Raw genomic sequence first — 20,298 nt, 5'->3', positions numbered from 1 at the left:
ATTGACCACCGATTTGATCGGTTATATTCGAAAATAAAAGTTTACACCGCCAGAAATGTTACGGGCATGTCAATAAGCTACGAGTTTCGTTTGCCTGTTGCCGGTCTGGTCGGATATACTATTTGTTTAGCAATATCGGTTCCCCAAATCCTAAAGCTGTTAGCCTTGGCAATTGCGTTTTAGCATCCCCGACAATCAGCCAAATCATCTTGTCTGCATTAAGGTATTTATCAGACAGATTCCTGACTTGTTCTAAACTTAAATTCTTTACAATCTCTTCCCGTTGGTTTACATAATCAGGCTTCCAGCCAAACTTGCTAATATTCTCCAGCATATTCAGTTTTGATCCAGCAGTTTCAAAAGTTCTTGCATTACTTTTGATTAAAAATCCCTTGGTTGTTTCCAAATCTTTTTCGCTGTAATTCTTGCCATAATTTTGCAGGATTTCTTTAACCGCTTGTGCAGACTCCAGGGTCACATTGGTTCTCACACTGCTGGCGATAGTAAACGGACCTGCGGTATTTGAGCCTGAGAAACCTGAGTTAATGCCATAGGTATAACCCTTTCCTTCGCGTAATTGCTGGGTTAGCTGTGAGGCAAATCCACCACCACCCAGTATATAGTTCATCACAGTGGCAGGGTAATAATCTTTATCGGTAGCGGCCAGCGCCGGATAGCCAAAGCGCACCACAGATTGTTTTGCGTCCGGCACATCGTAAAAATACACCTGTGATTTTGCAGGCGCTTTTGGTGTGGTATAAACAGGTATGTTCACAGGCTTACTTTTCCAATTGGCAGCAAGTGCGGCCAAAGGATTTGTAATGGCTGTTTTATCTAAAGAACCAACAATGTGCATTTTGGCAAAGACTGGTGACATGCTTTTGCTGTAAAAGGATTTCAGGTCATCAAGGCTTATCGCATTTACGCTTTCAATGGTGCCGAGTAAGTTTTTTGAACGGATGTTGTCTTTCCCAAAGATCAGTTGATTGTAGCTGTTTTGCGCAATAGCCGTCGGATTTGCTTCCTGCTGACGGATTTGGCTAATGGTACTTTGTTTCAGGAGTTCAAATTCCTTTTCATCCCAGCGCGGTTCGAGCAGGATCTCCTGGAGGAGTGCCATTGTAGCCGGGTAATTTCTAGACAATGAGTTTACCCTGATGCGTACATCTTCTGTACCAGCAGAAACCGTTATGCTGGCACCCAATTGATCAATCGCTTCTTCCAATTGTACGGGTGTCTTTTTGCTTGTCCCTTGCGTCATCATCCGGGCCATCAGATTTGATACCCCCACTTTGTTAGGGTCTTCCAACAATAAGCCGCCATCAATTACCAACTCAAATTGCATGAGCGGGACTTCATTATTTTCAATCCCGTATAAACGCAAACCGTTAGCGAGTTTATCGGTCCAGATAACAGGAATTTTCACCTCGGGAGCTTTGCCGTATGACGGCTCTTTACTGCGATCGAAGCTGGACGGTGTACGGGTATAGGTTGCATTTGCGGAAGGATCAATCTTCTCCTCTGCTCCCTGTACGATTGCTTCTTCCACCACATTTGCTTTCGCAGACCCTTCCAAAGCCAATTGGATATTTCCTTTGGGTACAAAACTAGTAGCTACATAATTTTTGTTTTTGATGTATTTGTTATACACCCGCATCACATCGGCGGTAGTAACGGAAAGCGTATTGTTAATGTCTTTTTCAATGAAACCGGGATTACCCGCAAAAATGTTGTACTGAGCCAATTGGCTTCCTTTACCTAATACGCTCGAAAGCGAATTATAGAACCGCGTTTCCAGCCCTGCTTTAATGCGGTTAAGGTCGTTTTCTGAAATACCTTCTTTTTCAAATTTCACAAAGGCCTCATTCACTGCTGCTGCGACTTCATCCAGATCCTTTCCTGTAAAAGCCCTTGCAGATAACTGCATCTGCCCGGCTAATTCCGCTGTACTATTGTACATATTAACGTTCGACGTCAGCTTTTTATCTTCTACTAATACTTTGTAAAAAGGAGCTTTTTTACCATCCGAAAGGTATTGCGCCAAAACCTGCAAGGGATAAGAATCGGGGTGATAATCTTCTACAGTGACCCAGGCCATCGTTAGCTCAGGCAATCTTGCAAAATTATCTTCGTGAAAAAGCTTCACCGTTTCTTTCACAACTCCTGGCCGTTTTACAAGAGGGGGCACAGCCTCGCCTCTTTTTATTTCGATGAAATATTTTTGTACCCATTGACGGGCCTGTGCTTTATCAAAATCTCCTGCCACTACAAGCGTTACATTATTCGGCACATACCATCTTTTAAAAAACTCTTGTACGTCGGGCAGCGTAGCATTTTGCAAATCTTCCAGGGAACCTATTACCTGCCAGTTATATGGATGATCTTCCGGATACAGATGCTTATCGATCACGTAAGAAGTATGGCCATAAGGATTGTTATCGTAACTCTGGCGTTTTTCATTTTTTACTACCTGCTTTTCTTTAGCCAAAACAGCATCAGTAACTGTGTTAATAAACCAGCCCAGTTTATCCGCCTCAGCCCAAAGCATTTTTTCCAGTGCATCATTAGGAACTGTTTGCAAGTAGTTTGTGCGGTCAGTATTAGTAGATCCGTTGGCACCCGAACCACCTATCCTTGCGGTCATTTTGTCAAGCCCGCCTTTTCCAAGGTTCTCAGACTCGAGAAACAGCAGGTGTTCGAACAGATGGGAGAATCCTGTACGGCCGGGTTTTTCCCTTGCTGAGCCGACATGAGCTGTTAATGATACAGCTACAACTGGATCTGAACGGTCGATATGAAATATGACATCCAGCCCATTGGGTAAAGTAAATTTCTCGTAATCTACTTTAAAAGAAGCTTTTGCTATCAGTTGCTGGGCTAACGAAATAGTCGAAACCAATATAAAAAATGAAAAAATAAAATAGAATTTACGCATATTGATACGTGATGTTAAGTGAAAATTCGAGGGTTTGCTACAAAGATATAAAGCTATTTCTTTTGCCAGCAATAACAATAGAAACGCAACGCAAAATTAGCTATAGAGATGAGAAATATGGACAGGCGGTAATCGCGAGGTTTATTATTCATGGGTAAACTAAAACACAAACTAGCATCCCGAGTTTCAGCATCCAGCCTGGGCCGGGAGCAGCATTATTTCGTCGACGATAGCAATTATAAGTCGTACGATGAAAAGAACAATCTAACCCAGCTGTACGACAGTCGCAGCAATACGTACTATGGCTTTTGGAAAGATAAGACTGCCCACCGCATCGATGCAATGACAAGAACTTCGCAACAGTATCAGGTTACCCGGTTAAAGCAGAAGGAAACGATCCTGGGATATGAATGCGAGACTATCCAGGTGATTACTGATGAGTCCACTACGATATACTATTATTCCCCGCAACTCAGAATTGACCACAAGGCTTTTTCGAAACATAACTTTGGCGATTGGAACCGGTATTTGGAAGCGACGAACGGGGCACTCGCCCTTAAATATAAGATCACAAATCATAAGAAGGGGTATGTGTGGACGGTGCTCGCGACTAAAATTATTAGGATGACTTTAAAGGCGGGGGATTTTGAGTTTCCCCGTGGGTATGTGTTGCGTAACTAAGACTAGGATTTGTGTGGAATAGGAGTTGTCTGGAATAGGATTTATAGGATTATAGGATGAATAGGATGCTGGTCTCTCTAATTCCTAAAATTCTGCGTAACCATTAACCCGTACTTCCCTCCATCCAAAATACCAATACCAACTCTACCGAAGGCCTTATGAAGTATATTAGCCCGGTGGCCCGGAGAATTCATCAATCCGGTGTGGGCAAGTTTAAGGGTGGGTGCTAAAGCAAGATTTTCCCCTGCGGTCATGAAGCTGACATTTTCATCGCGGGCACGCTTGGCAGGACTCTCTCCTTCTTTATTTGTATGAGAGAAATAACCTTTAGCAAACATATCCGCCGAATGCAAGCGCGCTACTTTTCTCATTTCGGGATCGGCTAGCAAAGCCGGTAGCTTCTTTTTTTTCCTTTCCTGATTGATGAGTACAAGCATTTCAGCTTCCAGGTCTTCCCGGATTTTATAATTTTTGAGAGTAAAATCTAAAGCTATAGACTTGCTGGCTTCCGGCTCAACTGTAAGAGTAGTAATGGAACGATTTACAGCATCTTCAAATACAGGAGCTAATTTGTCGCCAATCCATTGAACATAAGGGCTGGCAGCAGTAGCAACCGAGCTCTCCCGGGCCCTGGCTGCGATTCCGTCCGACAAGGGTATTGCTAAGAGCAGTGAGCCGAGTACGGCTACATATATCAATCCGTTAATCATGCCTGGAACAATACCTAGTAAGCGGTTGGTGAAACTGATATGTACCCTGTGAGGAAGCTTCGTCAATCCCTTCATTGCTATAGACCATATTACCATCCTCGCTACAGCGAAACAAGCAATAAAAGCTAAAGGAAGAGTCCATAAACTTGCCGGCCCGACATACCTCTCGTAAATAGCTACTACATAACCCGACGCCCAAAAGGAAAACACCAGTCCCGCAGCTAGTACCAGCAAATCGATAGCCCCCAGAATAAACCCTTTCCGATAACCCGAGTAAGTGGCCAAGAGAATAATCAAAAGAAGTATTAAGTCTACCAAATTCATTAAATATATTCTTCAATTCTACCATCCCCTCTAAATTTTCAACCCTCTGTCCTTACTCTTTGCTCTTTGTTCCTTGCTCTTGTTCCTCGTTCCTTGCCCTACTTCCTTCTCCAGGCCTCCCCTCCTCAATCACCCGCTCCTATCTTGGCTCTGGTTCCTGGTTCCCAATCCGGCTTCTACTTCACCTCCACCACCGTCCAATTATTCTCCCTCCTATTCCAAATAATAGAATAATCCTTATTATGAATCAGCTTATAATTCACTGCATTAGGACTGTTTACAAGCCGTAAGAAACCATAGTTATATATCTCATATTTAAACACAAAAGGCTGGGTAGTTTTAAGCGTGACAGGGCTGTAATTTTTTCCGTCGTCCGAAAGATACACGGTCATTGCATTATTGCCATAAAGAGCCAAATTTATCCAGCCACCATCGCTGACTTGCGGGGGAGGATTTTCCTGTGGCTGAGGAACAGGGACCCGTGCAGAATTGGCAGTGTTAGTATTGTTTGCATTTGCATAGTACCAGCCTCTCTGAATAGCATTTACGCGTTCGGCTCTTCCCGGGTGACTTGCATTGCCTTGGGTAGGCGCAATTTTCTGTATAGCAGCGGTGGCCTCCATAAGGCTGGCTCCGATTTTCGCCAATGCATACCCCGAAAAATAGTCGGATTCAAGTTCTTTAGCCGGCGTGCTGCTCTTGCCATTGACCAGATGGTTATAATAATGATGCCCTATTTCATGAGCTAGTACACTTATTGAGGCCCAGCGGGTGTTAGAATATTGGTCCAGAGCTGTCAGGAACTTATTATCGTATATAATTACGCGCTTGCCGTTTTCAACTGCAGCGTAGGCATTATTAGTTCCACTTTCCTCACGAAGCGTAAAATTTTGTCGCCAGTTGACCTTCTCGAGAATAGCCCTGACATACCCCGCGGCTTCATAGCTATTGACAAAATTATGTACTAGAGAAGGAGGTGGTGATAATATCCCGCTGTGGTTAACCTGCTGTGCAAAAGAAAGCTGTGGAATTAAAAGCAGTAACAGGACAATTCGTTTCATCATAGGGAATTTATAACTTATAACGATAGTATCGCTAGCTATGTTATACAACTATCATTCCTGAATGAAAATCCAAAACTATTAGTTGATGCTCAGGATTCTTCTTCAAAATCACCGGGCATTCTAAACTCAGGTCAGTCTAACAGGAAGCACAGTGAAAATTGTTTATAACTACTTGTTAACAAGCTGATTACATATGTAAATATGTGGCAGGGATATTGCTAACTCTGCTTAAACTAATCATAAAAATGAAAACCTTAACAAGTACCCTATTCATGTGCTTTCTTGCGATAGCGGGAATTGCACAATCAACCAGTACCGTGAATATTATATTCCGGGGGATCACAAAAACGACCAACAACTTTGAGGTCAGGATTGATGACAAGCGGTATTTCTCCAATACCAGCCCGAACAATACACCGAACTATAAAATCGCAATTAATAATATCCTTACCGGGACTCGGGCATTAAAGCTTTATCGTTTGAGGAGCAATAATGTTTCTGCAAACGCTAATTCGCAGAACACCCTGATCTACTCTAAAAATTTCATATTAAGAGAACGCTATGACATGAACATCACCGTAAGTGCAAATGGATCTGTTCAATTTAGCGAAACTCTGTCTGAAGTGACTGAACAGCTTAACACCGGACCAATGTCTACGGATGCATTCAACACACTTAAACAGAGCGTAAATTCCCAATGGTCGCAAGCTTTGAAAGCTGAAAAAATCAGAGATGCCTTCGTGAACGCGAATAATCGATTTACCAGTGCGCAGGTGCGACAACTTCTTGTAATGGTTACTTCCGAAAGCGATAAACTTGACCTTGCTAAACTGGCTTATGCTGGTGTAACAGATACCGAAAATTTTGCTGCCCTAAGCAATGTATTCAGCAGTACTACGAGAAGAAATGAATTTGCCGAGTTTGTACGTTCAAAGGCGGAAGCTGAAGCCAGTGCGCGGGTACTTATTTCCGATTCGAACTTTAATACCCTTGTAGCTAATGTTAAAAGTAAATGGTCTCAATCTCTAAAAGGAGAAGCTTTAAGAGACGCATTTATAAACTCTAATCATAATTATACGACAATGCAGGTCAGACAATTAATGGGATTAGTGACTTCTGAAAGCGATCGTTTAGATCTAATCAAACTTGCTTACCCTGTAGTTACTGATGCAGATAATTTTGGTGCATTGTACGACGTATTTGCAAGTACTGCTAAACGTGGAGAATTCAACGATTTTGTCATATCAAAAGGCGGTGCAGCTGCGAATACAGGTGTTAAAGCTCAGATGACTGCTAACAATTTCAATGTCCTGATGACCAGCATCCAGTCCAAATGGTCGCAGGCGCTTAAAACAGATGCGGTAAGGGATGCGTTTAGAAATACGAATAATTACTTCAGCACCGAGCAGATCAGGCAATTAATGGCGCAAGTGACTTCTGAAAACGATCGGATGGAATTGATTAAAATGTCTTATCCGGCAGTAATCGACACGGATAATTTTGGTTCTCTGGTTGACGTCTTTTCAAGCACAGCCTATCGTCTTGAGTTTAACGATTTCGTGGTATCAAAAGGCGGAGTAACGGTCAACACGGGAGTTAGAGCTCAGATGACGGTCAATAATTTTAATATGCTCATGGCTGGTATTCGGTCCAAATCGTCCCAGGCACTTAGAACAGATGCGGTCAGAGATGCGTTCATCAACACGAACAACTTCTTCAGTACGGATCAAATCAGAACCTTACTTACGCAAGTAACTTCAGAATCAGATAGGCTTGCATTAGCGAAACAATCATTCCGTTCAGTAATGGATCCAAACAATTTCTATCAATTGGGTGATCTTTTTACTTCAACTACTTACAAAAATGAGTTCAACACTTTCGTAAATGCCCAAACCGGGACCACTGTAATTCTGCTGTAAAAACACCAATGTCCAACAGTGATTTTAGTGTCTTAGTTCTTACCATCAGAAGTAATTTTTTACAGATCCTTAAAGTTCAGGCTGAAAGAGATGTATTTGCTAACCCAAACAATTATTTCACAACCGCACAAGTAAAACAATTGATTTCTCTGATAAATGCAGAGCCAAGTCGTTTAGAATTGGCAAAACTTTCCTTCAAGACTATAACAGACCCCGAGAACATTTCTTTCTTATATGATCTGTTTCAACTGCAGTCGAGTAAGGATGAATTGGCGGAGTTTGTGAAGAGGTAGGGGACCGAAGTCCTAAGTCGGAGGTCGGAGGTCTGAAGACGGAAGTCGGACAGGGCTCTTCCGCGCTTGTTTGGGGATCTCGTCAATGACACGCGGCCACAGCCGCTGTGTCGCCCGGCTCGTGTCGTCTAGCTCTTCGAAGCTATCCTGACATAAAAGGCCTTTCAGAATGTCACTGAAAGGCCTTTCCCATTAACCTCACCCCCATCATCATTAACCAACCCCAAGTCCTTGCTCTTTGTTCTTTGCTCTTCTCCCCTAAACCAACCTCCCCACTACTTCAAATTTCCCAAACACGCTCACTGTATGCGGTGCATCCTTAAGCTCATCCGTTAAATCCTGCCCCGCCCAATGCTCGTAATGCTTCCCATTCTTCCACAGGCGGCTATGGGTCACATCGTAAATCAAACCTTTATAGGCAATCCAGATCTGGGGTTTGTCCTGCCCATTTCTGAGCGCCAGGTATTGCTTAGTGAACTCAGGCAAATCCATCAGCTTGAAATTGTCTTTCTGGATTTAAAGTACTCAAACAAACGGATATTGATAAGCAGCATCGACATGGAATAGAAATGATCCTCGAAGGGAATTGTACCTACCCGGAAAGCCATATTTTCCGCATCGTTATACATAACAATGGGTATAGAAGTAAGGATGCCGTTAACGATGTAGAAAGGGAGTAATGAAACCAGGAAAGCTAAATAGAACCTTCCCAGATTAGCCTTCTGGAAGAATTCAACATAGCTTAATACAACTAGTACCAGGCCGAATGTGATTAGTGTATACACGCGGTCGTAAAACATCACCAATAAAGTAATGCAGGTGATAATTAGCAGTATGCTTATGATACGGGAAACACCGGCAAGCAGATCCTTTTTGATATAGTAGTTCAGACATTCATAGATAAAGATGCACGCGAAAGGAACGGTTATAAAAAACAAGATCTCTTCGATCGGTAAATTCAGTATATAGGCTCCCATTACATAATCAGGATTAAATGACCACACATCCAGAATGGTGAAGAGGTAATCCCAAATCAGGAAAACAACCCCAGTGATCAGGAGGCCAGGAAAAGTATACTTCCAGCTTTCATAAAATCGAACGCGGCTGTCGAAGGACAGCAGGATGGGAAAGAGTATGGTCAGGAAGTTGATTAGTAGGTAGGAGGACTTCATGAACAAATATAGGAAAACAAAAAACACCGGAATTGCTCCCGGTGTCCTACTCCTAAAAGTATATATTGTTTAGTTTATGTCGATGCTACCTATAAAGTTTCTTCAATTAACCGAATACTGTGTATTTCGCGCATCCGTATCATACGGCTTCAATGATTTCTTAAGCAATTTCCTTGCAACGTGGATACGGGTTTTAACAGTTCCAATTGGAATAGTTAAGTGATCAGCAATCTCATGATATTTATGTCCGTCGAAATGCATTGTAAAAGGGATATAATACTCATCAGGAAGCTTTCCTAACGCATTTTTGATATCCTCCATGATAAACTTTGGCTCGCCCTGGTTTAATGTAGCACTGTACATCAGATTAGCAGACGAAATGTCGTCAGACTTGGTTACAAATGAACTTATCTTAACAAATCTTCTGTAATTGTTAATGAAAGTGTTTTTCATGATGGTATATAACCATCCTTTTAAATTTGTTCCTTCTTTAAACTTATTATAATAAGTGATCGCTTTTAACATGGTATCCTGTACCAGGTCGTTTGCATCGTCTGAATCATGTGTAAAGTGTAAAGCATACATTTTAAGAGAGCTCGCTTGACGCGTAACTAAGGTGTTGAATTCGATTGTATTCATTTTGTTTAGGTTTAGATGTTAAACAAATCAGTTCTTTTCTTCGCAATTCAAAAAAACGATAGTGTTTTTAAGCAGATGACACTTCAACTACAAAGTGTGTGCCCGTTTAGGGATTCTAATAAAAAGGATGGGAATATGGGGGGTGAAACAGGATGGGAAGAGGGAGTTGGAATCCTCGTTATTTGGTTCCTATAAAATATTTACTTCTCGCTCGAGGGTAATGTCAAATCTATTTTTAACGCTGAGGATAATTAATTCAGAGAAGTAATATATCTCATTTCCAGTAGCTTCTCCGTGATTCACAATGACTAAGGCCTGGTTCTTCCATGTACCGGTATTGCCTGAAACTTTGCCTTTCCAGCCGCATTGTTCAATCAGCCATCCGGCTGCAAGCTTTATAAACCCTTCTGATGCCGGGTAATAAACTATGTCCGGAAAATTGGACTGCAACTGTACAAATTTGCCTACCGGGATAACTGGATTTTTAAAGAAACTACCGGCATTGCCTATCGTTTTTGGATCAGGCAATTTGCTTACGCGGATATGCGATACAACCGAGGAAATATCCTTAATCTTCGGGTTAAGAATATTTCGCTTTTCGAGCTCTTGTTGAATCGCTCCGTAAGATATATTGGGTGAAAAGCTCTTAGAAAGTTTAAAGGTGACTTCCGTAATAATATAATGTCCTTTATATGCCGACTTAAATACACTGTCCCTATAACTGAATTTACATTCCTCTTTCGTGAATGTACGTATAGTGCCGCCCGATATTTCAAACGCTCTGCAGGAATGGAAAATATCCATCAATTCCACTCCATAAGCTCCGATATTCTGTACTGGCGAAGCTCCAACAGATCCCGGTATCAGACTCATATTTTCCATGCCTGCAAATTCATTGTCTACGGCATAATTAACTAGTTCGCTCCAAACCTCGCCCCCGCCTGCAGTCACATATACTTCATCTCCATCCACCCTGTTCCGGATACCCTGAATATTCATATGTATCACCAGCCCATCGAAATCCTGGGTGAAAAGCATATTACTGCCTCCCCCTAATATTAGTTTTGGAACTTGTCTGAGCTTTTCATCTGCAAACAATTCACTAAGGTCCTGCTCACTGTTGATATCAGCAAAATAGCGTGCCTTTGCCGGTACACCAAATGTGTTCAGTTCTTTCAGAGAAACGTTTTCTTTTAAAGTCATGAGTTGAGGGCAGCCTTATCCTTCGCGGGTTTCTTGAAATATTTCCCCGAAGCTAGTAATAATCCAAACTCCTCAGAAGGATTTTTATCCATCGACTTATGATGAATCTTATGAGCCCTCCTGATTCCCAGAAGATAAGAGTTCTTGGTTTTGAACGGTCTAACACGATTGTGTATGAACCAATCATGAAAGATGAAATATATAATCCCATAAACAGAAATCCCCACTCCGATCCAGAAACCAATATTCAAGCTTTCCCGTCCTACCCACATCAAATACAAAGAAATTCCCGCAAAAATCACACTGAACACATCATTAGCCTCAAACCATGAGGTACGCGGTTTATGATGCGATTGATGGATAAACCATAATGGCCCGTGGAAGAGGTATTTGTGGATAGCCCAGGAGAGGGCTTCCATTACGGCCACAGTTGATAAAATGATGATTACGTTTATGAGGAAGTTCATCCTTGAAATTGATTAGGCTGAAAGTGGAAAACTGAAAACTGAAGTATTAACGCTTTCCACTTATTATATTTCATTTCCAACCTAAACACAAGTTTTCTATTAAGCAGCCAGCTAAGCACCCAGTTTCAGTTTTTAATTTTCAGTTTCAATTAAGCGTCCAGTTTCAACTTTCAGTTTTCAGTTTTCAGTTCACTCTCCATTCTCCATTCTCCACTCTCCATTAAATATGTATCGCCCTGTTCTCCGTTGCCGCCATCGCAGCCTCTCTAAATGATTCCGTGTATGTCGGGTGCGCATGAGAGATCCGCGCAATATCTTCTGCAGATGCCCTGAATTCCATCGCAACCACCGCTTCAGCAATCATATCAGCTGCACGAGGGCCTATCATATGAACACCCAGTATTTCGTCAGTACTTACATCTGCAAGCACCTTGATAAATCCATCCGTATCCATGCTGGCACGTGCCCTTCCGCTTGCTTTGAAAGGGAAAGAACCTGCTTTATATTTTACACCGCGCTCTTTTAACTGCTCTTCTGTTTCGCCCACACTTGCCACTTCGGGCCAGGTATAGACTACCCCCGGGATTAGATTATAATTGATATGCGGTTTTTGTCCCGCGATACGCTCAGCAACATAAGTTCCTTCATCTTCAGCCTTATGGGCTAACATGGCTCCCTTAATTACATCGCCAATGGCATATATTCCCGGAACAGAAGTTTCCAGATGCTCATTAACCGGAATTTTCTTACCCCGCTCTTCGAGTGTGATACCAATATTCTCCAGTCCAAGGTTTTCGGTATAAGCCGTACGGCCAACTGCTACTATACAGTAATCGCCTTCAATACTTACTTTTTCGCCTTTCGCATTATCTGCGCTAACAGTAACTTTATTGCCTTTAACTGTTGCGCCGGTAACTTTATGGCTTAACAAGAATTCCATCCCCTGGCGTGAAAGAACTTTTTGAAGCTCTTTACCTAAACCTTTATCCATGGTACCGATAATAGAATCCATAAATTCTATTACCGTTACTTTAGCTCCAAGCCTGGCGTGCACTGATCCTAGTTCAAGTCCAATAACCCCACCACCAATAACTATCAGGTGCTTCGGTATTTCAGTTAAATTCAAAGCCTCGGTCGAAGTAATAATTCTCTTCTTATCCGTTTTCAGGAATGGCAGTTCAGTAGGTTTGGATCCTGTTGCCAGAATAATATGTGTACCCGTAATACTTTCTGACTTACCGTCTTCTTTGGTAATCTTAACGGTGTTCTTGTCAACCACCGAACCCATTCCCTGGTAAGCAGTAATCTTGTTTTTCTTGAACAAAAATGCAATTCCCCCTGTAGTTTGGGCAACCACGTCATCCTTACGCTTAACCATTTGTTTAAGGTCTGGCTTCAGATCTTTCAGGTTGATGCCATGCTCCTTGAAATTGTGTAATGCGTTATGATAATGCTCGGATGAATCCAATAAAGCTTTGGATGGGATACAACCCACGTTCAGGCAAGTACCGCCATAGGTGCTATATTTTTCAACAACTGCTGCTTTTAAGCCCAATTGAGCACAACGAATGGCGGCAACATATCCGCCGGGACCACTTCCAATAACTATTACGTCAAATTGCATGTAAGGATTTTTTAATTAAGCCCAAAGTTAATAAATAGGGATGAGAAACGGGAAAAGAGAAGGGTTTTATGGCTTTAGCTTGAAGATTGAGGGGAGCTATTCTTTCTGATTCTGGTAAAGTATACTTTTTTGAAAAGCAGTGCCTGTAGTCCTTTTGTTTTGTTAGTCGGGTGCTCTGCAGTAGTTTTTGCTGAAAATGGGAGCTAGACTGAAAATTTCTTCTAGCAAAAAGCTACTGCTGCCGCCCCCGTTTAGTTTACTCAGGACATTACATTTCGGATCGTCAGCAGATGGGCAATTCAGCAGCTCCATTTTTTTTACTAATTTTATAATCCTGCTAACCACAATGAATAGATATCCCGGAATGAACTTGAAATCAATATTGATATTTCTCCTTATAGCCCTGAGTACCCTTTCAGCATTCAGCCAGAATAAAACTCCTGTTTTTACAAAAGCAGATACCCTTCGTGGAAAGCTAACACCATTACGAACCTCATATGATATAGACTATTACCACCTGGATTTAAAGGTGGATATTGCCAATAGGTTCATCAGCGGCTCGAATGTGTTCAAGTTTACCGCTACAGATGACCTGCAGCGTTTACAATTTGATCTTTTTGATCACCTGGCTGTCGACAAAGTAATATACAAAGGCAAAGAGCTGCCTTTCCAACGAGAGTTTAATGCAGTCTTCATCGACTTCCCCGCACTTATTAAGCAAGGTTCAAAAGAAGAGTTCAATGTCCATTACAGCGGCAAAGCCCTTGTTGCCAAAAGGGCACCCTGGGACGGCGGCTTTACTTTCGCTCAGGATATACAAGGTAAACCCTGGGTCGGCGTATCCTGTCAGGGCCTCGGAGCCAGTTCATGGTGGCCTACCAAAGATCATCAATCGGATGAAGTTGATAGTATGATGATCAGCATTTCTGTTCCGGAAGGGCTTATGAACGTGAGCAACGGCCGCCTGCGTTCAACTGAAAAACTCAAAGACGGTTATACAAGATACAATTGGTTTGTTTCCTACCCAATCAACAATTACACGGTTACTTTGAATATCGCTGATTATGTGCATTTCGATGATTCTTATTCAGGCGAAAACGGAAACCTTACACTTGATTATTATGTACTTAGAGAAAATCTGGAGAAAGCAAAGAAACAGTTCGGCGCGAATGTGAAACCCATGTTAAAAGTGTTTGAGAACTGGTTCGGCCCCTACCCTTTTTACAGAGATGGATTCAAACTGATTGATGCACCCTACCTTGGTATGGAACATCAGAGTGCTATCGCCTATGGCAATAAATACTTAAACGGATACATGGGTACCGATCTCTCAGGCACAGGCTATGGCTTAAAATGGGATTATATTATTGTCCACGAGGCTGGCCATGAATGGTTCGGAAATAACATCACTTCAAAAGATATTGCGGATATGTGGATTCACGAAGGATTTACGATGTATTCGGAAGGCTTGGTTGTGGAGAGCATTGACGGGAAGAAAGCTGGCGCGAAGTATATAGCAGGTGTCCGGAAAAACGTAGCGAATAACATCACCATTATTGGTCCTTATGATGTGAATACCGAAGGTTCCGGCGATATGTATTATAAAGGCGCTAATCTCGTGCACATCCTGAGAACAATAATAGATGATGACACAAAATGGCGCTCAATCTTGCGGGGCTTAAACAAGGATTTCGGTCTGAAAACTACCACCACCGGGGAAGTCGAGAAATATATCGCAGCTAAATCAGGCAAGGATCTGAGTAAGATTTTTGACCAATACCTTCGCTTTAGAACTATTCCTGAGCTCCAATATAAAATTTCAGGTGGAACAGTTAGCTTTCGCTGGAATTCAGAAGTGCCGGGTTTTGATATGCCGGTTCGGATTATGGCAGGCAAGAAATATAAGTGGATACAGCCGTCAACAGAATGGAAAACCATGAAACTTAAAACGGCATTCGCGCCTGACCTGGAGAATTTCTATATTACAGCGAAGCGGCTAAATTAAATACCGGCCTTAGGCTGTTCGGTTGCTCCATCATTATTTAGCACTGAGAAGAGTTTTTACCCCTTTCTTGCAACGTTTGTAAGGTTGTGTCGTCTTATGTATATAAAGCGAAACCAAACAGACAACATATATGAAATTTTTTAAAAACTACCTGGCATTACTAGCCTTTCTGATAGCCAGTTATCAGTTGGAGGCATCATCCACTTTAATTACCGTAATTAACAAAAAAACCACTGCCGACGAAACGCGCAAAGTTTCTGGCTTTAGCGGCGTCTCTTCTTCAGGAAGCTATAACGTATTTATCACCATGGGTAATACAGAGAGTCTTCGCCTTGAAGGGGACGCTGAACACCTCGCAGAGATTGAAACCGTAGTTGAAAACGGCACCTTAAAAATCAGACACAAATCAAAGTCCGCAAGCTGGAACCGCAATTGGAATGGAAAGGTGAATATTTTTATCACTGCCAAATCATTAAAGTACATCAACTCAAGTGGCTCCGGCGAGATCGAAGTAAAAGGTGTGGTTAAATCGCCGGACATTTCCACCACACTTAGCGGTTCTGGAAGTATTTCCCTTACCCTTGATGCGACGAATTATGCCGCTACTATCAGTGGTTCCGGAGAAATCAAAGCAAGCGGTAAAACAGAAAATGCAAAGATCATGGTAAACGGATCGGGAGATTTTAATGGGAACGGGCTTCGTACCAATGTTACGAGTGCACAGGTCAGCGGTTCCGGAGATATTTCAATAAACGCTGATAAAGCAATCGAAGCCGCAATGAGTGGATCCGGTAACATCAGATATGGCGGGAATGCGGATGTTAAGTCGACTAAGAGTGGGTCGGGGAGGATTACGAAGCTTTAATTAGGATTCTTAGGATGCTGGGCGGAGTTTGTCTGGAATAGGATTCGTAGGATGATATGATGATAGGATTACACCGACCTTATACCGTCCTTATAGAGACCTTATAGCGATATACCATATGTATACATTATACCTAACCATAGTTAAACCTAATACAATCTGGAATTCACTGGATACACCATCCCGACCGCAAGGAGCGTCATCCCGACCGGAGGGAGGGAACTAAAAAAGCCCGCTGAATCCAGCAGGCTTTTTTTATATCGTATTATTCAGTTTTCAGTTTCCCCTTTTCAGTTTCCCCTTTTCAGTTTTCACCTTTCACTTTTCACCTTTCACCTCTTTAAACTCCCAACAAAAGTCTCGTCGGATCCTCCAACAACTGCTTAACCCGTACCAGGAACCCAACAGACTCCCGCCCATCAATAATCCTGTGATCGTAAGAAAGTGCTACATACATAATCGGGCGGATAACCACCTGGCCGTTTAAAGCTACCGGGCGTTCAACAATATTGTGCATCCCAAGAATAGCAGATTGCGGTGCGTTTATAATTGGAGTCGACATCATCGAGCCAAATACTCCACCATTGGTGATAGTAAATGTACCGCCTGTCATCTCCTCGATGGTCAATTTGCTATCGCGGGCTTTTACAGCCAGTTCCATAACCGAAGCTTCGATCTGGGCAAGCGACTTAGATTCGGCGTTTCTTATCACCGGCACAACTAAACCTTTCGGTGCAGAAACCGCAATTGAAATATCAGCAAAGTCGTTGAACACGATCTCTTCGCCGTCAATACGTGCATTTACAGATGGGAATTCCTTAAGGGCTTCACAAACTGCTTTAGTGAAGAACGACATAAAGCCAAGTCCTACACCATGTTTTTCTTTAAACTTATCCTTGTATTTAGTACGCAGATCCATGATTGGCTGCATATCAACCTCATTGAAAGTAGTCAACATCGCAGTTTCGCTTCTCACAGCTACTAGCCGCTTAGCAACTGTTTTGCGTAAAGAAGACATTTTCTCACGACGTTCGTTTCTTGAACCTGGAGCGGCAGCTTGTGCCGGCACTGTTGCCGACGGCTTCGCTGCTGCCGGAGCTTCAGTTTTCTTTCCAGCTTCTGCCTTTAAAGCATCTTCCTTTGTTAAGCGTCCATCCACACCTGTTCCTTTAACGCTTGATGAGTCTACACCTTTCTCAGCAAGAATTTTTGCAGCTGCCGGGGAAGGGCTGCCCGAAGCATAGGTTGATCCTTTTTCTTCTGATTTAGCCGCGGCAGGCTTATCTTCAGCTTTTGCCGGAGCAGCTTCTTCAGCCGCTGGCTTGCTTGACGCACTACCGCCTTCTTCGATGCTGCAAACTGGTGCACCGATTGCCAGGGTATCGCCTTCGCTTGCTATAGTTTTTAAAGTTCCGGCCTTCTCGGCGGTAAGTTCAAAAGTGGCCTTATCAGATTCTAATTCTGCAATTACCTCATCCATTTCCACGTAGTCGCCATCTTTTTTTATCCATTGCGACAAGGTTACTTCTGAAATAGATTCGCCAACTGGCGGAACTTTGATCACTAAACTCATATGTTTTTAAATTATATCTTATTAGTCAATATTAACCGCCTTTTGGGTTGCCTTCTCTACTTTCTTCTTTACTTCCGGACCTGCTGATGTTTCAAAAGCCTGACCGATAATAAATAATTGCTGAGCGACGTGCTGTTTTGCATAACCCGTAGCAGTACTGCTGCTTTCTTTACGGCACACCACATCAAAGTCGAATTCAGATCTGCGGAATTTCCTTGCAATATAAGGCCAAACACCCATATTTTCTGGCTCTTCCTGTACCCACACGTGCTCTTTTGCTTTTTTATACTTCAACCTGATATTATCCAGTTGTTCATACGGCATTGGATAAAGCTGTTCAACACGAACAATTGCGACATCCTTCCGCTTATCTGCCTGCTGTTTTTCCAGCAGATCGTAATAAATTTTACCGCTGCAGAATAAAACTCGTTTTACATCTGCTGCCTTTACGTAACTATCATCTATTACCTCACGGAAGCCACCATCAGTAAATTCATCCAATGTACTTACACACTGAGGGCTTCTTAACAAGCTTTTTGGTGTAAATACAACCAGCGGCTTACGGAAATCACGCTTCAGCTGACGGCGAAGCAGGTGAAAGAAATTTGCCGGGGTAGTGCAATTTGCCACTTGTATATTATCATCAGCGCAAGCTTCCATAAAACGCTCGATCCTTCCGGATGAATGTTCAGGTCCTTGCCCTTCGAATCCGTGTGGAAGTAACATAACGAGACCGTTTGAGCGCTGCCACTTGGTTTCTGCACTTGTAATAAACTGGTCTATAATAATCTGGGCACCATTCACGAAATCGCCGAACTGTGCTTCCCATATTACCAGGGCCATAGGATTAGCTAAAGCGTATCCATATTCAAAGCCCAAAACTCCGTACTCAGATAAATGAGAGTTGTAAATCTCAAATTTAGCAGCTCCATTGTCTAACTGAGCTAATGGTACATATTCTTCTTCCGAATCTTCAAGGGTAAGAACCGCATGTCTGTGCGAGAAAGTTCCACGCTCCACATCCTGCCCGCTAACTCGGACCCTGAAACCTTCCTGAAGAAGGGATCCATAAGCCATTAATTCAGCCATTGCCCAATCGAAGACTTTCGTGTCGGCCATTTTCTTACGCTCATCGAACAGCTTTTCGATCTTCTTAAAGAACTTCTTATCTGAAGGAAGTGTACTGATATCTTTAGCGATACCAAGAAGCTTTTTAGCTGGAACGATTGTATCAGTTGGCGTGCCTACCCAGTTCGTAGCCAGGCGCAGGCCCTGCCATGAGCCGGCAAGTACCGAATTCATTGCTGAGTACGACTCGTCCTCTTTCGCTTCATTTAGTCGCTCCTGCAAAAGGGCCCTGAAGTTTTTCTCCATTTCCTTCGCCAGGCTGGCGTCTACACTACCCTGATCGAGTAATTTCTTATTATAAATCTCCCTTGGGTTAGGATGTTTTTCAATAGCCTTATACAAGAGTGGCTGGGTAAATTTAGGTTCATCGGCCTCGTTATGGCCAAAACGGCGATAACAAAGGATATCGATGAAGACATCATTATGGTACTTCTGGCGATATTCAACAGCCATGTTTATAGCGTACACTATGGCTTCAACATCATCTCCGTTAACGTGAAATACGGGAGATAAGGTCGTTTTAGCGAGGTCGGTGCAATAAGTCGAAGAACGCGCGTCCTTATAATTAGTGGTAAATCCTACCTGATTGTTAATTACCAGGTGTATACTTCCTCCGGTTTTGTATCCATCGAGTTTTGCCATTTGCAATACCTCGTAGGTGATACCCTGTCCAGCAAGTGACGCGTCACCATGGATCAAAATTGGAGCGATACGTGTATAATCGCCGCCGTATTTGAAGTCTATTTTAGACCTTACCATTCCCTCTACAAGAGGGTCAACAGCTTCCAAATGTGATGGGTTCGGACATAAGCTCAAATGGACTTTCTTCCCCCCGACAGTCTCAACATCGGTTGAATATCCCAAATGGTATTTTACATCACCACCAAAAGGTGTGTTTATATCAAATCCTTTTCCTTCAAACTCTGAAAATATATTCTTGTACGTTTTGTACATGATATTGGCTAGAACGTTTAAACGTCCCCGGTGTGCCATGCCAATCACAAATTCTTCTATACCAAGCTCCGCGCCTTTTTCTATGACGGAATCAAGAGCTGGAATCACCGCTTCCGCACCTTCCAGTGAAAAACGTTTTTGCCCTAAGAACTTTGTTCCAAGGAAGTTCTCGAAAACAACTGCTTCGTTAAGTTTCTTAAGAATTCGCTTCTTAGTCTCAATACTGAAGTTTGGCGTGTTCCTTTCACTTTCCATACGCTTTTCGAACCACTTTAACTTCTCGGGGTTACGAACGTATTTGTATTCCACACCAATCGACTGGCAATAGGTTTGCTCAATCAACTCAATAATATCCTTCAGTTTGGCGGGGCCAAGGCCCACTTCAACACCCGCATTGAACACCGTTTCCAGATCCGACTCCTGTAATCCAAACGTCACAAGTTCCTTTCCGGGAAAGTAAGATCTCCTTTCGCGAACGGGATTGGTTTTAGTGAACAAGTGCCCCCGTTGACGATATCCGTTGATCATGTTTAAAACATTGATCTCTTTGAGAAAATGATCGGGAGTTTCAGCACTTACTACTTCTGCCGCAGAACCGCGTCCAAAATCAAACCCTTCAAAGAATTTCTGCCAGCCAAACTCTACTGAATTTGGATCTTGTTTATATGATTGATAGATGGAATCGATATAGGCAGAATTCGCGTGGCTGATGTATGATAAGTTATCCATTTAAAAACAAAAT

16 protein-coding genes are annotated in these 20,298 nt (G+C 42.6%); 5 read left to right on the top strand and 11 right to left on the bottom strand.

Going from position 1 to position 20,298, the window contains the following annotated elements:
* Positions 1-118: 118 nt before the first annotated feature.
* Entirely contained in the window at positions 119-2,935 is a 2,817-nt protein-coding gene (locus WBJ10_RS00855) for a M16 family metallopeptidase (RefSeq protein ID WP_424287664.1), read from the bottom strand.
* A gap of 150 nt (positions 2,936-3,085) precedes the next feature.
* On the opposite strand from WBJ10_RS00855, the gene WBJ10_RS00850 reads away from it, so the two are divergent.
* Positions 3,086-3,616, top strand: coding sequence for a DUF4412 domain-containing protein (locus WBJ10_RS00850; protein ID WP_424287663.1), 531 nt, complete (start codon positions 3,086-3,088; stop codon positions 3,614-3,616).
* Positions 3,617-3,693: 77 nt separating this feature from the next.
* On the opposite strand, the gene WBJ10_RS00845 is transcribed toward WBJ10_RS00850, so the two are convergent.
* Together WBJ10_RS00845 and WBJ10_RS00840 are read right to left on the bottom strand one after the other, a co-directional pair.
* Positions 3,694-4,650 (bottom strand): CvpA family protein, encoded by a 957-nt coding sequence (locus WBJ10_RS00845; RefSeq protein ID WP_424287662.1) that lies wholly within the window; start codon positions 4,648-4,650, stop codon positions 3,694-3,696.
* Positions 4,651-4,826: 176 nt separating this feature from the next.
* A complete protein-coding gene (locus WBJ10_RS00840) occupies positions 4,827-5,714 on the bottom strand; it encodes a M48 family metalloprotease (RefSeq protein WP_424287661.1) in 888 nt (295 codons plus the stop codon).
* 245 nt (positions 5,715-5,959) lie between these two features.
* Here WBJ10_RS00840 and WBJ10_RS00835 point away from each other — a divergent pair, with 245 nt between their 5' ends.
* Entirely contained in the window at positions 5,960-7,633 is a 1,674-nt protein-coding gene (locus WBJ10_RS00835; RefSeq protein WP_424287660.1) for a DUF4476 domain-containing protein, read from the top strand.
* 8 nt (positions 7,634-7,641) lie between these two features.
* Positions 7,642-7,926 carry a DUF4476 domain-containing protein gene (locus tag WBJ10_RS00830; RefSeq protein ID WP_424287659.1) on the top strand — a complete coding sequence of 95 codons (285 nt, stop codon included), beginning with the start codon at positions 7,642-7,644 and terminating at the stop codon, positions 7,924-7,926.
* Between the two features lie 258 nt (positions 7,927-8,184).
* Here WBJ10_RS00830 and WBJ10_RS00825 read toward each other — a convergent pair whose 3' ends face one another.
* The 6 genes from WBJ10_RS00825 to lpdA all read right to left on the bottom strand — a co-directional run bounded on the left by WBJ10_RS00825 (position 8,185) and on the right by lpdA (position 13,031).
* On the bottom strand, positions 8,185-8,418 hold the full coding sequence (locus WBJ10_RS00825) for a cytochrome b5 domain-containing protein (protein WP_424287658.1): 234 nt from the start codon (positions 8,416-8,418) through the stop codon (positions 8,185-8,187).
* Positions 8,418-9,098 (bottom strand): lycopene cyclase domain-containing protein, encoded by a 681-nt coding sequence (locus tag WBJ10_RS00820; protein WP_424287657.1) that lies wholly within the window; start codon positions 9,096-9,098, stop codon positions 8,418-8,420. The genes WBJ10_RS00825 and WBJ10_RS00820 overlap by 1 nt, the downstream gene beginning before the upstream one ends.
* 102 nt (positions 9,099-9,200) lie before the next feature.
* Entirely contained in the window at positions 9,201-9,737 is a 537-nt protein-coding gene (locus tag WBJ10_RS00815; protein WP_424287656.1) for an RNA polymerase sigma factor, read from the bottom strand.
* Between the two features lie 189 nt (positions 9,738-9,926).
* The gene (gene murB, locus WBJ10_RS00810) at positions 9,927-10,940 is read right to left on the bottom strand and encodes a UDP-N-acetylmuramate dehydrogenase (RefSeq protein ID WP_424287655.1); all 1,014 of its coding nucleotides are present in this window, start codon (positions 10,938-10,940) and stop codon (positions 9,927-9,929) included.
* Positions 10,937-11,407 (bottom strand): sterol desaturase family protein, encoded by a 471-nt coding sequence (locus WBJ10_RS00805; protein ID WP_424287654.1) that lies wholly within the window; start codon positions 11,405-11,407, stop codon positions 10,937-10,939. Before WBJ10_RS00805 ends, murB begins: the two co-directional genes overlap by 4 nt.
* Before the next feature lie 220 nt (positions 11,408-11,627).
* The gene (lpdA, locus tag WBJ10_RS00800; RefSeq protein ID WP_424287653.1) at positions 11,628-13,031 is read right to left on the bottom strand and encodes a dihydrolipoyl dehydrogenase; all 1,404 of its coding nucleotides are present in this window, start codon (positions 13,029-13,031) and stop codon (positions 11,628-11,630) included.
* A 346-nt stretch (positions 13,032-13,377) separates the two neighbouring features.
* On the opposite strand from lpdA, the gene WBJ10_RS00795 reads away from it, so the two are divergent.
* Together WBJ10_RS00795 and WBJ10_RS00790 are read left to right on the top strand one after the other, a co-directional pair.
* Entirely contained in the window at positions 13,378-15,036 is a 1,659-nt protein-coding gene (locus WBJ10_RS00795; protein ID WP_424287652.1) for a M1 family metallopeptidase, read from the top strand.
* Between the two features lie 130 nt (positions 15,037-15,166).
* Positions 15,167-15,901 (top strand): head GIN domain-containing protein, encoded by a 735-nt coding sequence (locus WBJ10_RS00790; protein ID WP_424287651.1) that lies wholly within the window; start codon positions 15,167-15,169, stop codon positions 15,899-15,901.
* Positions 15,902-16,241: 340 nt separating this feature from the next.
* Here WBJ10_RS00790 and odhB read toward each other — a convergent pair whose 3' ends face one another.
* Both odhB and WBJ10_RS00780 read right to left on the bottom strand, forming a co-directional pair.
* The gene (gene odhB, locus WBJ10_RS00785; RefSeq protein ID WP_424287650.1) at positions 16,242-17,474 is read right to left on the bottom strand and encodes a 2-oxoglutarate dehydrogenase complex dihydrolipoyllysine-residue succinyltransferase; all 1,233 of its coding nucleotides are present in this window, start codon (positions 17,472-17,474) and stop codon (positions 16,242-16,244) included.
* A gap of 21 nt (positions 17,475-17,495) precedes the next feature.
* A complete protein-coding gene (locus WBJ10_RS00780; RefSeq protein ID WP_424287649.1) occupies positions 17,496-20,285 on the bottom strand; it encodes a 2-oxoglutarate dehydrogenase E1 component in 2,790 nt (929 codons plus the stop codon).
* Positions 20,286-20,298 lie beyond the last annotated feature (13 nt).

This window comes from Daejeonella sp. (genome assembly GCF_049655485.1).
GTDB lineage: Bacteria > Bacteroidota > Bacteroidia > Sphingobacteriales > Sphingobacteriaceae > Daejeonella.
This window is presented reverse-complemented; position numbering and strand designations above follow the sequence as displayed.

Excerpts from the sequence above, each read along its gene's own strand:
- WBJ10_RS00855 (WP_424287664.1), bottom strand. The coding sequence starts at position 2,935 with ATGCGTAAATTCTATTTTATTTTTTCATTTTTTATATTGGTTTCGACT.
- WBJ10_RS00850 (WP_424287663.1), top strand. The coding sequence starts at position 3,086 with ATGGGTAAACTAAAACACAAACTAGCATCCCGAGTTTCAGCATCCAGC.
- WBJ10_RS00845 (WP_424287662.1), bottom strand. The coding sequence starts at position 4,650 with ATGAATTTGGTAGACTTAATACTTCTTTTGATTATTCTCTTGGCCACT.
- WBJ10_RS00840 (WP_424287661.1), bottom strand. The coding sequence starts at position 5,714 with ATGATGAAACGAATTGTCCTGTTACTGCTTTTAATTCCACAGCTTTCT.
- WBJ10_RS00835 (WP_424287660.1), top strand. The coding sequence starts at position 5,960 with ATGAAAACCTTAACAAGTACCCTATTCATGTGCTTTCTTGCGATAGCG.
- WBJ10_RS00830 (WP_424287659.1), top strand. The coding sequence starts at position 7,642 with ATGTCCAACAGTGATTTTAGTGTCTTAGTTCTTACCATCAGAAGTAAT.
- WBJ10_RS00825 (WP_424287658.1), bottom strand. The coding sequence starts at position 8,418 with ATGGATTTGCCTGAGTTCACTAAGCAATACCTGGCGCTCAGAAATGGG.
- WBJ10_RS00820 (WP_424287657.1), bottom strand. The coding sequence starts at position 9,098 with ATGAAGTCCTCCTACCTACTAATCAACTTCCTGACCATACTCTTTCCC.
- WBJ10_RS00815 (WP_424287656.1), bottom strand. The coding sequence starts at position 9,737 with ATGAATACAATCGAATTCAACACCTTAGTTACGCGTCAAGCGAGCTCT.
- murB (WP_424287655.1), bottom strand. The coding sequence starts at position 10,940 with ATGACTTTAAAAGAAAACGTTTCTCTGAAAGAACTGAACACATTTGGT.
- WBJ10_RS00805 (WP_424287654.1), bottom strand. The coding sequence starts at position 11,407 with ATGAACTTCCTCATAAACGTAATCATCATTTTATCAACTGTGGCCGTA.
- lpdA (WP_424287653.1), bottom strand. The coding sequence starts at position 13,031 with ATGCAATTTGACGTAATAGTTATTGGAAGTGGTCCCGGCGGATATGTT.
- WBJ10_RS00795 (WP_424287652.1), top strand. The coding sequence starts at position 13,378 with ATGAATAGATATCCCGGAATGAACTTGAAATCAATATTGATATTTCTC.
- WBJ10_RS00790 (WP_424287651.1), top strand. The coding sequence starts at position 15,167 with ATGAAATTTTTTAAAAACTACCTGGCATTACTAGCCTTTCTGATAGCC.
- odhB (WP_424287650.1), bottom strand. The coding sequence starts at position 17,474 with ATGAGTTTAGTGATCAAAGTTCCGCCAGTTGGCGAATCTATTTCAGAA.
- WBJ10_RS00780 (WP_424287649.1), bottom strand. The coding sequence starts at position 20,285 with ATGGATAACTTATCATACATCAGCCACGCGAATTCTGCCTATATCGAT.